At 47.7% G+C, this 13,150-nt stretch carries 12 protein-coding genes; 6 read left to right on the top strand and 6 right to left on the bottom strand.

Annotated features, from left to right (window positions below):
* Nucleotides 1-29 precede the first annotated feature (29 nt).
* The 5 genes from J8Z23_RS19575 to doeA all read right to left on the bottom strand — a co-directional run bounded on the left by J8Z23_RS19575 (nt 30) and on the right by doeA (nt 5,872).
* The gene (locus J8Z23_RS19575) at nt 30-1,550 is read right to left on the bottom strand and encodes an NAD-dependent succinate-semialdehyde dehydrogenase (RefSeq protein WP_074190437.1); all 1,521 of its coding nucleotides are present in this window, start codon (nt 1,548-1,550) and stop codon (nt 30-32) included.
* A 155-nt stretch (nt 1,551-1,705) separates the two neighbouring features.
* Entirely contained in the window at nt 1,706-2,185 is a 480-nt protein-coding gene (locus J8Z23_RS19570; protein ID WP_006741393.1) for an Lrp/AsnC family transcriptional regulator, read from the bottom strand.
* 91 nt (nt 2,186-2,276) lie between these two features.
* Complete coding sequence (locus J8Z23_RS19565) at nt 2,277-3,290, bottom strand: TRAP transporter substrate-binding protein (protein WP_053808060.1); 1,014 nt, start codon at nt 3,288-3,290, stop codon at nt 2,277-2,279.
* Nucleotides 3,291-3,622: 332 nt separating this feature from the next.
* Nucleotides 3,623-4,630: a N(2)-acetyl-L-2,4-diaminobutanoate deacetylase DoeB gene (gene doeB, locus J8Z23_RS19560; protein WP_006741395.1), complete on the bottom strand. Its 1,008-nt coding sequence runs from the start codon at nt 4,628-4,630 to the stop codon at nt 3,623-3,625.
* A gap of 54 nt (nt 4,631-4,684) precedes the next feature.
* Nucleotides 4,685-5,872 (bottom strand): ectoine hydrolase DoeA, encoded by a 1,188-nt coding sequence (gene doeA, locus J8Z23_RS19555; protein ID WP_005392731.1) that lies wholly within the window; start codon nt 5,870-5,872, stop codon nt 4,685-4,687.
* A 273-nt stretch (nt 5,873-6,145) separates the two neighbouring features.
* Here doeA and J8Z23_RS19550 point away from each other — a divergent pair, with 273 nt between their 5' ends.
* From J8Z23_RS19550 to J8Z23_RS19540, 3 genes are all read left to right on the top strand, one after another.
* The gene (locus J8Z23_RS19550; RefSeq protein WP_434635791.1) at nt 6,146-7,579 is read left to right on the top strand and encodes a PLP-dependent aminotransferase family protein; all 1,434 of its coding nucleotides are present in this window, start codon (nt 6,146-6,148) and stop codon (nt 7,577-7,579) included.
* A gap of 132 nt (nt 7,580-7,711) precedes the next feature.
* Nucleotides 7,712-8,269 (top strand): TRAP transporter small permease, encoded by a 558-nt coding sequence (locus J8Z23_RS19545; RefSeq protein ID WP_434635790.1) that lies wholly within the window; start codon nt 7,712-7,714, stop codon nt 8,267-8,269.
* Nucleotides 8,266-9,543 carry a TRAP transporter large permease gene (locus J8Z23_RS19540; protein WP_005392736.1) on the top strand — a complete coding sequence of 426 codons (1,278 nt, stop codon included), beginning with the start codon at nt 8,266-8,268 and terminating at the stop codon, nt 9,541-9,543. Before J8Z23_RS19545 ends, J8Z23_RS19540 begins: the two co-directional genes overlap by 4 nt.
* 64 nt (nt 9,544-9,607) lie before the next feature.
* Here J8Z23_RS19540 and J8Z23_RS19535 read toward each other — a convergent pair whose 3' ends face one another.
* Nucleotides 9,608-10,609, bottom strand: a complete 1,002-nt coding sequence (locus J8Z23_RS19535) for an AraC family transcriptional regulator ligand-binding domain-containing protein (RefSeq protein ID WP_434635789.1) — start codon at nt 10,607-10,609, stop codon at nt 9,608-9,610.
* A gap of 131 nt (nt 10,610-10,740) precedes the next feature.
* Here J8Z23_RS19535 and J8Z23_RS19530 point away from each other — a divergent pair, with 131 nt between their 5' ends.
* The 3 genes from J8Z23_RS19530 to J8Z23_RS19520 are packed head-to-tail and all read left to right on the top strand — an operon-like array spanning nt 10,741 to nt 13,127.
* A complete protein-coding gene (locus J8Z23_RS19530; protein ID WP_258627101.1) occupies nt 10,741-11,502 on the top strand; it encodes an SDR family NAD(P)-dependent oxidoreductase in 762 nt (253 codons plus the stop codon).
* A 49-nt stretch (nt 11,503-11,551) separates the two neighbouring features.
* Complete coding sequence (locus J8Z23_RS19525) at nt 11,552-12,064, top strand: 2,4'-dihydroxyacetophenone dioxygenase family protein (protein WP_434635788.1); 513 nt, start codon at nt 11,552-11,554, stop codon at nt 12,062-12,064.
* A 4-nt stretch (nt 12,065-12,068) separates the two neighbouring features.
* The gene (locus J8Z23_RS19520; protein WP_301658771.1) at nt 12,069-13,127 is read left to right on the top strand and encodes a zinc-binding dehydrogenase; all 1,059 of its coding nucleotides are present in this window, start codon (nt 12,069-12,071) and stop codon (nt 13,125-13,127) included.
* Nucleotides 13,128-13,150 lie beyond the last annotated feature (23 nt).

Genomic DNA, 13,150 nt, shown 5'->3' with positions numbered 1-13,150 from the left:
CGAATAATTGGATATCCATATTTCGTGCCTTAACTGCCACTGACGGTTGGTAAAGCGCCTAAGCAGCAGTATTTGATTTCACTGTATTCTTCAAAGCCGTGGCGACTGCCTTCTCGTCCAAGTCCAGACTGTTTCACACCGCCGAATGGGATAGGGTGCCCAGTCATCTTGACGGAGTTCACGCTCACCATGCCAAACTCCAAACCACGCATACAGCGCCAAATTTGGTGAATATCGTGGCCATAAACATAGGCAGCTAAGCCGTACTCAGTGTCGTTGCTCATTTCAATCACGGTATCTAAGTCTTGGTAAGGCAATACGCCTGCCACAGGACAAAAATTCTCTTCGCGATACACCGCCATATCAGGGGTGACATCGGCCAGCAATGTCGGCGCGAAGAAGTTTTCGCCTGGTACGGGCTGGTGGTATCCCGCTACCAATCGCGCGCCTTTGTCGAGTGCGTCACGCACCAAATCATGCGCTTTATCCACCGCAGTGCGATTGATCAGCGGCCCCATGGTGGCTTTTTCATCTAAACCATTGCCTAAAACGATGTGGCTCATTTCTTTGGCAAACGCTTCCAAAAATGCTTCGTACTTATCTTCGGGGACGAAAATACGGTTTGCGGCCAAGCAGTCTTGTCCTGCTGTTTGAAACTTGGCATCCACGGCAGCTTTGGCTGCTTGCTCGACATCCATATCTGGCAGCACGATGAAAGGGGCATTACCGCCGAGCTCCATACTGCACTTCTTCACGGTTTGTGCCGCGTCGCGCAGCAGCAACTTACCCACTCGAGTTGAACCTGTGAACGAGAGTGCTTTGACTTTATCGGAGTGACACAAGGTTTGTGACACCATCACCGCATCGCCAGTGATCACGTTAAATACACCAGGTGGAAAGCCGGCTCGGTCTGCTAATTCTGCCAAGGCCAATGCGGAGAAAGGCGTTTCACTGGCAGGTTTGATGAGCACCGGACAGCCTATCGCTAATGCTGCGGCGGCTTTACGGGTGACCATTGCATTAGGAAAATTCCATGGTGTAATCAGAGCTGCGACACCAATCGGTTCGCGTACCGTCGATAGCTGCGCATTCGGAATATGACTTGGGATGGTTTCGCCATAGCTGCGGCGTGCTTCCTCTGCAAACCAACGAACAAAGGATGCGCCGTAGTCGATTTCACCCAAAGCATCACCTAATGTTTTGCCTTGCTCCATAACCATCAAACGAGCAAGATCTTGTTTTGATTCTAAAATCAGATCGTGCCAACGCATGAGAATTTCAGCGCGTTCTTCTGCTTGCATTTTTCGCCATTGACGAAAGGCTTGGTCGGCTTCATCAATCGCTTGATAGAGTTGTTGCTGAGATAGCTTGGTAATGTAGCCGATGACCGTCCCATCCGCTGGATTATCCACCGGATGAAATTGGTCACCACTTACCCATTTGCCATTTACGTACGCTAAACCTCTCACCAAACGTACGTCTTTCATTATCGCCATCATGTCGTGTGAGGCTTTTAATTCCTCAGCATGTAAGCTGTGCAGTGCTGTCATGAGTCCTTCTCCCAGCGTCGTTGTCCATAGTTAAACTGTAATGGAGAAGTGACCGAAATAATTTCTGATGCCGAGGTTTAAACCATCAAAACTTTCTTTTCCACACCGTTAGATATGGTGATTTTTCTGGTTGTCTTTTAAGCGTGTTTTCCCTTTTAGAACAAGGCGTTTTGGTTCACTTCTAATGTGCCTGCATCACGTTTGATTGTTTTCGTCACGATGTAAGTAAAGTAGCGCTCAATGCCCACTTCTGACTCTAACCAGTTGTCGATAAGCCGCTGATATTGATCAATATCTTCCGACTGAATTTTGAGGATGTAATCGACACCGCCGCCTGTGGCATAACAATCAGTGACTTCTGGTGAGTGTTGAACCAGTTGCTCGAAACGTTTGAACGCTTGGGCGCTGTGCTCTTTGAGCGTAACTTCAACCATGACCGACGTTCGTTTGAACAAAACATCGGTATTTACTTTTGCCCCGTAGCCTTCAATGATGCCTGCTTCTTCCAGTTTTTTGACACGCTCCCAGCAAGGGCTCACGGATAGGTTAATGGCCTCGGCAAGGTGAGATTTGGTAATACGGCCATTGTCATGAAGTATTTGTAGAATTTTTACGTCGTAGCGATCGAGGCGCATAATTGGTCTCCCTGTAAAATACCAATCAGTTCAGAATAGTTGATGACTGGTCAACCGCTATAAGGTGGCCCGAAGGCCACTCCTTTTTCTGTTATTGATTGAACTCTTGTTCCAGTGAGCTCAGCACTGCTTTACCGCTGTCGCCTGTAAGCTCGATGTATTTGTCCCGCATCGGCATAGAGGCTTGTTTAAATGCTGCACGTTCGTCACTGTCGAGTTTGATCATCTGCATATCTGGTTTTGCTTGCTTAATTTGATCAAGACGTTTTTGGTTAAACTCATCCTGTTTTTCAAATATAAAGTCAGTCATACCAGCGATGACTTTATTGACCTGATCTTGGCGGTCTTGTGGGAGGGTTTCGAACCAGCTGTTGTTGGTAATGACAGTAGTAGTAAATTGTTGTTGTCCTGCCCAGATCATGTAGTCATTCACTTCGTAGAACTTCATTTCTTCGATAGCAAAAACGGGGTTTACTTGACCATCGATCATTTTAAGTTGCAGAGCACCATAGACTTCTGAGTAGGGCAAAGGCGTAGGGTCGGCTCCAAACGATTTATAAGCCTCAACCAGCATTGGCGATGCCATCACGCGTATTTTGAAGTTATCAAAATCTTTTGGAGAACGAATCTCACGGTTGGTCGTCCACACCATTTCACCTTCTGGATACATAGTGAGAAGTTTGAGGTTTTTCTGTTCTAGCTTTCCGCCGAGTGTGTCATAGATAGTAGGGCTTGAACTCAGCACTTTTTTATTCACATCATTGTCTTGCGACAAAAGGTAAGGGATGGAGAAAACCTGCATTTCGGGCACGAATGAACCAAAAATACCTGGCGATGCGTTGGTAAATTGGATAATACCGTTCGCAGTAAGCTCGGTAAGATCTTCTGACTGACCTAATGTGCCGTATGGATAGACTTCCACTGTGACGTCGCCATCGGTTGCATTTTCGATGCGCTTTTTAAACTCTTGCGCATAAGCATCTTGCACCGAGCCTTTGACTTCTTCTAGAGCGAATTTCCACGTCTCTGCATAAACATTGCTGGTGGCAAAGCTGGCAGCGATCAGTATGGCACTCGTTAGGTAGCTGTGTTTCATCGGATTCATCCATTTCTTCCTTAATCAGTTTGTGAGTCAATTCACCAACGGCAGGTGATACACCAGACCCGATGTTGTGTCGTGTTTAGGGCGTGTTGACCTTTCGAGCTGATTTTTGCAGCGATTTGTGGGTGGCCTGCATAAAAAGCCGATAACGCAGTAGAAATGAACCACAAAGGCTGCCCGAAGGGTTCGAGCTAGGCGCCCCCGCAAAAATCGTTTTATGCTTTGTTGAAGACCATTTGCTTAGAATGACTAGGCTGCATAGTCTTCGCCGCGCCTAAAACGATTTTACCTCGAACAAAATTTAACCGCGAAAGGTCAATACGCCCTAGTAAGAGTTAGTTTAATTCGCCACAGTCTTCGGCAATTACGGCGACCGTGTCACCAATGTTGACCATGGCAGGGAAACGACGTGCAGCAAAAATCCCACTGCGCTGCGCTTTGTATTCGATTGGGTCGCTCCCTGTACGCTCGGTTGAATAGATTCTTGCCAGTACATCGTCTTGTTTGATGGTATCGCCAAGCTCAAATAAGTATTCGGTGATACCGTTGTGCTGGCTTTGCACGTAGCAACTTGCATCGGGCATATCAAGCAACCTAGTTGGCAGGGTTGGTTTTTCGTAATCACCTGATAAGTTGCCCGAAAAACGCAAGAAGTTACGAATACCACGGTCGGCATAAGCGATGGTTTCTGGAGTGCTGGTTCCGCCACCTCTGAGCTCTGTGGTGACGAAGATTTTGCCTTGAGATTCCACTGCGGTGTCGTACAGGCTGGTGGCGTCCATTTCGAGCAAGATCATGGTGTAAGGTGCGCCAAACAGTTTCGCACCTAAGATGCATGCTTCTTCTTGATCGAGGTTGTCGAGGCGGTGGGCGGCGGCGAAAGGCACGATATCTAACGTTTTACCACCTGAATGAATGTCTAACGCAAAGTCGCACATGGGTACTAAGTAACGAGTAAAGTAATCCGCGATTTTTTCGGTCACTGAGCCTACAGGGTTTCCGGGAAAGCTGCGATTTAAATTCCCTTTATCGATAGACGATGTGCGCGAGGCATTTTGTACCGCAGGTAAGTTCATCATTGGCACAATAATGACGCGACCTTGGATTTGCTCTGCTTGAAGCGAGTTTGCCAATTTAAGCAGGCTGGTAATACCTTCGTATTCATCACCATGATTACCGCCAGTAAGCAGCGCCGTTGGCCCGTGACCATTTTTGATCACGGTGATAGGTATCATGATGCTTCCCCAAGCGGAGTCATCATGGGAATAGGGCAGCGCTAAAAAGCCGTGCTGCACGCCTTCTCGGTCAAAGTCTACGGTGGCTGTGATCGAGCTCTTTTGCATATCGAGTCCTTTTTGTTCTTAAGCCTAGTTCAACAGAACTTACGGTTTGAAAAATTAGTGTTTAACAAATAAGTGGCGTGGAAAATCACACAGTGTTTTTGCACCATCACGGGTGATCACAATGCTTTCGGTGGTTTCTAACCCCCAATCTTCAAACCATAGCCCCGGCATAAAGTGGAATGTCATGCCTTCTTTTAATACGGTTTTATCGGTGTCTCGCAAGCTCATGGTTCGTTCGCCCCAGTCAGGAGGGTAGCTCAGACCAATTGGGTAACCACAGCGGGCGCCTTCACGTGAGAATCCTGCTTTATCCAGAACTTGGTTCAATGCGTTGGCGATGTCGGCGCAAGTATTGCCTGGTCTTGCGACTTCTAAGCCTGCTTCGAGACCTAAAGTTAATGCTTCATCTGCACGTTTGAATTTGTCGTCCGGTTCCCCAAGAAAAATAGTACGAGAGAGTGGGCAATGGTAACGGCGATGCGCGCCAGCGATTTCGAAAAAAGTACCTTCGCCTTTTTTGAAAGGTCTATCATCCCACGTTAGGTGAGGTGCAGAAGCATCAGAACCAGATGGCAAAAGCGGCACGATCGCGGTGTAATCGCCAAAGTGATCTTCATGCCCAAGTACTGCTTGGCGGTTAATCTCGGCGACAAGGTGATGTTTCGGCAATCCTGGCTCGATCATATCGAACGCGACGCGATGCATGTTTTCAACAATGCGAGCTGCGCGGTACATATAAGCCAGTTCTTGATCAGATTTAACGGCGCGACACCAATTGACTAGCCCGGTTGCATCGAGAAGTTGAGCATTCGGTAAGTGCGTGGTGAGTGACTCGTAAGCAGTGGCGCTAAAGTAATAGTTATCTTTTTCCACTCCGATACGGCCGCGATCCCAAAGACGTGGGGCGAGTACCGCTTCTACCAGAAAATCCATTGGGTGCAATGGTGGGTTCATCACATAATGGTCTGGGTAGTAGGTGATATTTTCTGCCGACATATACGCAGTTCTGTATGCCCCATTGGCATCTTGGCAGCGCCCAAACCAAACAGGCTCGCCAGATGATCCTACAACGACACATTGTGGGACATAAAAAGACCAACCGTCATAACCTGTCAGCCATGCCATGTTAGAAGGGTCGTGAATGATAAGGACATCCAGCTCTCGTTCTTCCATCGACTGCCGAACTTTTGTTAATCGGTCCTGGAACTCATCCAGTGTAAAATGCAAAGCAACGCCTCTCATATTTTCTCCTTGTTAAAAATCCGACGCCTTATGGGCCTTCGGAGACGTTGAGGTATTTCTACCTTCCACCAGGTCAGCCAGACCTGCGTTTAAAAACTATTGCAACTCACCACTGCGGCTGGGTTTGGATTAAACGATGCCATTTAACATTTTTGTTGAATCTATATTTCTCATGTCAATCATTACAATTGTGGCTCATTTTTGTGCATTACACCGCATTTGATGGCTAAAAACTCGCCATTTGTTAAATTGAAGTTACAATGAGCATTAAAAATGAATCAATTACAATATTGTGTCATGACAATTTCTTTGAACCCGATCATTCGCCCAGGCACCGCTAAGTACATCTCCATTGGCAATTATCTTGTCGAATGTGTCCGCAGTGGTTACCTAAAACCCGGTACTCGACTACCCACACATCGTGAGTTTGCGGAGCAAATTGGCGTGAGCGTACAAACCGTCAGCCATGCATATGGTTATGCGGAGAAAAAAGGTGCGCTCGAGTCTTGGGTGGGAAACGGTACGTTTGTAAAGTCAGGCTTTGTGGATGAAAGCACGGACACGGAGTTCATGCTGACGCAAGAGATGAAAGAAACGCCGGATGAAATTGATATGTCGATCGCTCATCCGGTAGTAACCGATCGCCACATTACGCTTTTTAATCAGGCGTTAATGGAAATTGCTGGGCAAACAAACAATCGCAGTTTGATCAGTAAAGCAAAGCCAGTAACAGGTCAGCCTCATCATATTGAGTCCGGAGCGCGATTTCTCAGTAGCCAAGGGTTAGACGTTGGTACCGATCAAATATTACTCACAAATGGTGCATGCCATGGCTTGACCTTGGCTTTAAGCACCGTTGTTGAACACGGTGATTTAGTCGCTTGTGGCCACTTAGTCGATCATGGCTTGATCTCTCGCTCGAGAATGCTTGGATTTAAGTTACAACCGCTTGAGATGGATGAGTTTGGTATCACGCCGGATGCATTTGAATGGGCATGTAAACACAAGCCAATCAAGGCGCTGTGTTGCACACCGAGCATGGCCAATCCGAATAGTGCGCATATGGACATTTCGCGCCGAGAGGCGATAGCAAATATTGCGAAGCAGTATGAGATCTACGTGATTGAAGATGACGTGTATGGGGCACTAGAGCCGAATCGTGTCCCACCTCTCGCCGCACTGTTACCCGAGCAGGCTTTTTATGTCACCAGTTTAACCAAAGTCGTAGCGCCAGGTATGCGTACGGGCTATTTAACGGTCCCACGTCATTTTTTGCAGCATGCGATTGGCCGTTTAGCAGCGACGAGTTGGTCTGCGACCCCGCTACCGTTTGAAGTCGCTCATTTGTGGATCGAGAACGGTACATTAAATCGACTTATTCGATTTCAAGTCAATGAATTTGCCAAGCGCCAGCGAATAGCAAAAGCCACTTTAGAAGGGCATGTTTATAGCTCACACCCGAATGGTCAGCACATTTGGTTGAGGTTACCTGAGCAGTGGAGCAGTGATGATCTGGTCGCTTCGGCTAAGCGTTCTGGGGTGCAGATCACGGGGTATAAACCTTTTGTTCTCGATACTAATCAGCCAATGCCTTACGTGCGAATCAGTTTGGGAGCAGAGACTAATCGAGGCTACATCAAGCATGGGTTATCTGTTATTGCAGAAATTCTCGATACAAACCCTCCAACCTCTCACTTTTTGGTCTGAGCAGTATGCTCTGACCAATTTTTTCTGCGAAAGCGCCAAGTTCAGAAAATCTTTCTTATTCACCTGATTGACTTGATTGTCATGAAAAAGATAACGTTTCATTAACATTTTTGTTGATCAGGAGCAGCGCGGATGAAAGGGATTTTTCAGTGGCTAGATAAATATATACAGAAAGCGGAGGCGGCACTGCTCATTGGCTCGGTGCTTCTTATTGCGTTGAACTCAATTGCTAACGTATTAGGGCGCTACCTCTTTAGCCAAAGCATCTACTTTTCAGAAGAACTCAATTATTTCCTCATTATCGCCGTCACGTTTATTGGTTGCAGTTATGCTGCCCGCCAATCTCGCCATATCCGTATGACGGCATTTACCGATATGCTTCCAAAGCGTATACAAACTTTAGCCAACGGCATTATTTATTTACTCACCGCTGCATTGGTGGCGGTACTAACTTGGTATTCGTGGCAATACATTGGCAAGGTGAGCCAAATGGGGCGTCTTTCTCCTGCAATGCAAGTACCTTTGAGTTGGGTGTACTTAATCGCACCGGTTGGCCTTTTCTTTAGCACGGTTCAGTTCGCGCGTGTGGGTGGTCGCCATATCAAACGTTTTATAACGCTGACAAAGCTTTCACGCTCATCTCGACCAGATGGCATCGGCTCTGCCACTAAGCAGGAGAAAGCGCTATGACGACCGCTCTTGTTGCAACGATGATCACGTTGTTGGCTTTTGGCTTTCCGATGTTGGTACCGCTATTAGCGGCGACCATGTTGGGATTTATTGTTTTTCTTGGTCTGGGGCCAGATTTTATGATCCAGCAAATGCTTGCTGGCATCAAACCCGCTGCGTTGATCGCAGTACCGATGTTTATTCTCGCGGCAGAAATTATTACCCGAGGCGTGGCAGCAACGCGCTTGCTAGATGTCGCAATGGCGTTTGTTGGGCACGTTCGTGGCGGTCTGGCGATCACCTCATCGCTTAGCTGTGCGATGTTTGGTGCGGTATCTGGGTCTACACAAGCCACCGTTGTTTCTGTTGGCTCTATTATGCGACCGAAAATGTTGGAGTATGGTTACAAAGACAGCTTTGCTCTGGCTTTGATTATTAACGCCTCTGACTTAGCGCTCCTTATTCCACCGAGTATCGGTATGATCATCTATGGTGTGGTGTCTGGAACATCGGTTGCTGAGCTGTTTATTGCTGGTATTGGACCGGCGATCGTGATTTTATTGATGTTTTCTGCCTACTGTTATTTTTATGCAGGCAAAAGCTCTGTAGAAAATGCCCCGCGAGCCAGCTGGAAAGAACGTTGGACCACAATACGTAAAGCGGTTTTACCATTTGGTTTTCCGATCATTACTGTTGGCGGTATTTATGCTGGAGTATTTAGCCCTACCGAAGCGGCGTCGGTTTCGGTGTTGTACGCTGTGTTATTAGAAATGGTTATCTTCCGTAAAGTGAAATGGAAGGAGCTTGGCGAAATCGCGCTTTCTACGGGCATGGTTACCGCGGTGGTATTTATCTTAGTCGCAGCAGGGGCTGCTTTTTCTTGGGTAATTTCATTTGCCCAGATCCCGCAAGAATTGTTGGGTATGATCGGGATTAATGATCTTTCGCAGACCGAGTTACTGGTCGTTATTTCAATTGCGTTCTTTATTGGTTGTATGTTCGTTGATCCAATCGTAGTGATGCTGATTTTGATCCCTATCTTTGCACCTGTGATTAAGTCCTCTGGCATTGACCCAGTACTTGTCGGCACCATCGTGACCTTGCAAGCAGCGATAGGTTCTGCAACGCCGCCATTCGGTTGTGATATTTTTACCGCGATTGCCGTGTTTAAACGTCCTTATGTGGAAGTGATTCGCGGGACACCACCGTTTGTGTTCATCTTGCTTTTGGTCTCTGTTATGCTGATTTTCTTCCCTTCGATTTCACTTTTCTTACGTGATTTAGCGTTTAGATAGTATCGACTAAACGCTCAAAGCCGCTGAATATCGGCGGCTTTTTAATCTATGCTCTCAAACTGGTTCAACTTATTCTGTTCTCCAGTCTCCATTGGCTAGGCGACTTTCCTGTCCAACTGCGAAAGTGGCGGCTGAATACCGCAGTTTCTGCATAGCCCAGTTGCAACGCGATATCGGTAATACTCTGAATATTCTCACTTAAACGCTGCTCGGCGAAATCCTGACGCACTTGCTGTAATAGCTGTCGATAACTCGTGCCCTGCTGTTTCAGCTTGTTTTGCAGCATTCTCGGATGCAGATCCAATGCTCTTGCAACGCGCTCGACGCTGCATTCTCCAGTCGATAGCAAACGACCAATCATATTGGCCGCTTGGTCACTAAGATTGTTGGGATAGCGAGTTTGCAGCTCTTTGAGGTGTTGCTGAAAATGGCGCTCTAGTGCGTCTTCGTCTTGGTGGTTCTTAGCGTTAAGCAGACTCGCTTTAAGTAGGATACCGTCAAACTTATCACCGAAACGCAGTTTGTTCTGTTGGGCAAACTTGCTTTGCTCTACTTCCAAGGTTGCGTGTTGAGTCAAATGTAGCGCGAAGTGGCTTGCTTCAATATCGAGCAAACTGGCGATAAACATGGCTAAGTGTGACACACTGAGCTGCATCAACTGCGCAATGCCGCGGTCACTATTCACATCAATATTGAGCGACAATCGTACCCAATCATCTTGTGGCGTCATGTTGAGAGTAACGCCTGACGAATGCAGATAGAGATAATCATTCACCCGCGCCAATGCATCACCGACCGTTTCAGCACGGGAAACCAGCATCGGCAAGTCGCCTAAACTTTGCAGGTTTTGGCGCTCGGCGAGTAACGCACCAAACAACGGTTGCTGACAACGAGCAGCCGCTTCTTCCAGTAATTCAGCCAACCTAGGGTAGGCGAGATAGGTATCGGGATCGCGAAACTGCGCGGCAGACAGGCCAACAGCGGCCATTATCTCTTGCGGATTCTGACCTAATTCTGAAACCAAGCTATCAAATTTATCGGCAGCGCCACTTCGTACGATATACATGTCTCGATTTTAAAGTGTTAACAGATTGTAAATCGCAATATATCAAATTTACTTCGTAAAAGGTCAAGTGAGTGCCAGTGAGTTGATCTAAGTTACATTTCGATAACAACAACGCATGGATGAGAAGCTGTATGGAACTTATCAATAAAACTGCCATCGTGACTGGCGCTGCGGGTGGAATTGGGCAAGCTATTATTGCAAAGCTAAGAGAGCAAGGAGCCAAAGTGCTTGCTGTCGATATTTCAGAGCAATCACTGCAAATGTACGCAAGTTTTGGCCCTAAGCAGTTGGAAACCTTTGTTGCGGACGTCACCGATTACCAACAAGTCGAAGCCATGGTGAAGTACGCGGGCGAACAATTTGGCTCACTTGACATCATGGTCAACAATGCAGGTATCGGCGCACCGAAACCTCTGCTTGAACATGATCCTATCGCCGACTTTGAGCCTATCTCTAAAGTCAACCAAAACGGCGTTTACTATGGAATTCTCGCCGCTGGACGACAATTCCAAGCGCAAGGGACACCGGGCGTGATCCTCAATACCTCTTCCGTTTACGCCCAAATGGCCTCCGAGATGACGTTTACCTACAACGTCAGCAAAGCCGCAGTCGATATGATGACCAAATGCGCCGCTTTAGAGTTAGCGCCTCTGGATATTCGTGTGTGCGCGGTCGCTCCGGGACGCGTTGATACTCCGATGTTAAGGCAATACGAAGAGATTGGCTTGTGGAACCACATCCGCAAAGAACAGATGCGTCAAAACTTCACGCAACCAGAAGAGATTGCCAACGTGGTGGCGTTTCTTGTCAGCGAGAAAGCCAACTGTATCAACGGCTGCACCATTAGCGCATCTGACGGTTTCGAGAATTTTAAGTACCCGCTCATGGGATAGATGGAATAGGCGAGCACGCCAAATTACAGCAATAGTGAGGATGTAAGTTATGTCATTACCAGAAGTTATTCAGCATCAAGATTTCCTATTAACTCTTAATACTACTGAAGAGTCGATCATTAAAGACGCGTTACCGGGTGTTGATGTTTATCCGTTGTTTCTTGACCCAGAAAACGGTACTTGGGTGATTCGTGCCAAATTCAAACCGGGTATCACTCTGCCTAAGCACTTCCACACTGGTGTGGTGCACTTCTATACCCTAAGCGGCGCTTGGCACTACATTGAATACCCAGACCAAGTTCAAACCGCAGGTAGCTATTTATATGAGCCAGGTGGTTCGATTCATACCTTCCACTGTCCAGAAGAGTCGGGTGGTGCAGATGGCTTTATGGTGATCCAAGGTGCGAACATTAACTTTGACGAAGAGGGTAACTTTCTCAACATCATGGACGCAGGTTGGATTGAGCAAGTTGTTATTGCAACAGCGAAAGCACAAGGCTTCACCGCGCGCTACATCAAACCGGGTGCGATTGCTGGTCTCAGCGATGAGCTAGCGGAGTAACCCCATGCAACAGATGAACAGTATCGTAATGCTGGATGGCTGTGTCCGCCTGCAGCAAGTCGAAATACCCCAGCCCGCAGCAGGACAAGTGTTGGTTCGCAGCCTTGCCTGTGGGATTTGTGGCTCCGACCTACACATTACTCGACACGCCGATGAAGTATTTGATGTATTCCACCAGCTTGGATTGATGCCTGATGAAGTAGGTGAGCACGCTCAAGTGATGTTGGGACATGAGTTCTGTGCGGAAATTGTCGAATACGGCGCTGACACGCAGCAAACGTTGCCTGTCGGTAGCCGAGTCACCTCTGTGCCGATGTTGCTCAGCCAAAATGGCGCAGGCGTTGGTGTCACTCCGGGTACTTACGGCGCTTACTCTGAGTATTTCCTACTTGATGAAGCGCTCCTACTGCCAGTGCCCGACGAAATGCCGTCTGAAGCGGCAGCGTTAACCGAGCCGCTGGCGGTCGGTTTGCATGCGGTCAATCGCAGTGAAATCGAAACGGAAGATACAGCGCTGGTTGTCGGTTGCGGCCCTATAGGGCTGGCGGTGATTGCTGCACTGAAACAACGAGGTGTGATCAATATTCTTGCGGTCGACCTTCAGGAAGAGAAGCTGCAACTTGCTAGCGAGTTTGGCGCAAATCGATTGATCAACCCGACCAAGGAAGACGAGATCGCCGTTGGTGAGCAGTACGCGATGAACTCACGTCTGGTCATTTATGAGTGTGTGGGCAAGCATACCTTGATTGACGATTTTATGCGCCGCGCTCCTGCCCGAGCGCGAATCGTCATCTCGGGTATCCATACGACACCCGCAATCATTAACTACGCGTACGCGACCGTAAAAGAGCTCGATTTGAGATTCTCTTATTACTATCAACCGCACGAGTTTGAGCAATGCCTACAAGCGATTGCCGAACACAAGTTGCCTTGGCAGAAAATGCTTACCGCCAAAGTGGGAATCGATGGTGTGGAAGATGCGTTTAGACAGTTAATGACGCCAAATGACCATATTAAAGTCGTTATCGAACCTTGGCGCCGCGGCGCGTTAGAAGTGATTTAACTCTTAGCCGGCTTAAGCCAGCC

Origin of the sequence: Vibrio sp. SCSIO 43086, from assembly GCF_051132235.1 — a bacterium.
Classification (GTDB): Bacteria; Pseudomonadota; Gammaproteobacteria; order Enterobacterales; family Vibrionaceae; genus Vibrio; species Vibrio diabolicus.
The sequence above is the reverse complement of the archived record's forward strand: the minus strand, read 5'-3'. Positions and strand labels throughout refer to the sequence as shown.

What these genes read in the sequence shown, in the direction of transcription:
- J8Z23_RS19575 (WP_074190437.1), bottom strand. Translation starts at nt 1,550, where the DNA reads ATGACAGCACTGCACAGCTTACATGCTGAGGAATTAAAAGCCTCACAC.
- J8Z23_RS19570 (WP_006741393.1), bottom strand. Translation starts at nt 2,185, where the DNA reads ATGCGCCTCGATCGCTACGACGTAAAAATTCTACAAATACTTCATGAC.
- J8Z23_RS19565 (WP_053808060.1), bottom strand. Translation starts at nt 3,290, where the DNA reads ATGAATCCGATGAAACACAGCTACCTAACGAGTGCCATACTGATCGCT.
- doeB (WP_006741395.1), bottom strand. Translation starts at nt 4,630, where the DNA reads ATGCAAAAGAGCTCGATCACAGCCACCGTAGACTTTGACCGAGAAGGC.
- doeA (WP_005392731.1), bottom strand. Translation starts at nt 5,872, where the DNA reads ATGAGAGGCGTTGCTTTGCATTTTACACTGGATGAGTTCCAGGACCGA.
- J8Z23_RS19550 (WP_434635791.1), top strand. Translation starts at nt 6,146, where the DNA reads ATGAATCAATTACAATATTGTGTCATGACAATTTCTTTGAACCCGATC.
- J8Z23_RS19545 (WP_434635790.1), top strand. Translation starts at nt 7,712, where the DNA reads ATGAAAGGGATTTTTCAGTGGCTAGATAAATATATACAGAAAGCGGAG.
- J8Z23_RS19540 (WP_005392736.1), top strand. Translation starts at nt 8,266, where the DNA reads ATGACGACCGCTCTTGTTGCAACGATGATCACGTTGTTGGCTTTTGGC.
- J8Z23_RS19535 (WP_434635789.1), bottom strand. Translation starts at nt 10,609, where the DNA reads ATGTATATCGTACGAAGTGGCGCTGCCGATAAATTTGATAGCTTGGTT.
- J8Z23_RS19530 (WP_258627101.1), top strand. Translation starts at nt 10,741, where the DNA reads ATGGAACTTATCAATAAAACTGCCATCGTGACTGGCGCTGCGGGTGGA.
- J8Z23_RS19525 (WP_434635788.1), top strand. Translation starts at nt 11,552, where the DNA reads ATGTCATTACCAGAAGTTATTCAGCATCAAGATTTCCTATTAACTCTT.
- J8Z23_RS19520 (WP_301658771.1), top strand. Translation starts at nt 12,069, where the DNA reads ATGCAACAGATGAACAGTATCGTAATGCTGGATGGCTGTGTCCGCCTG.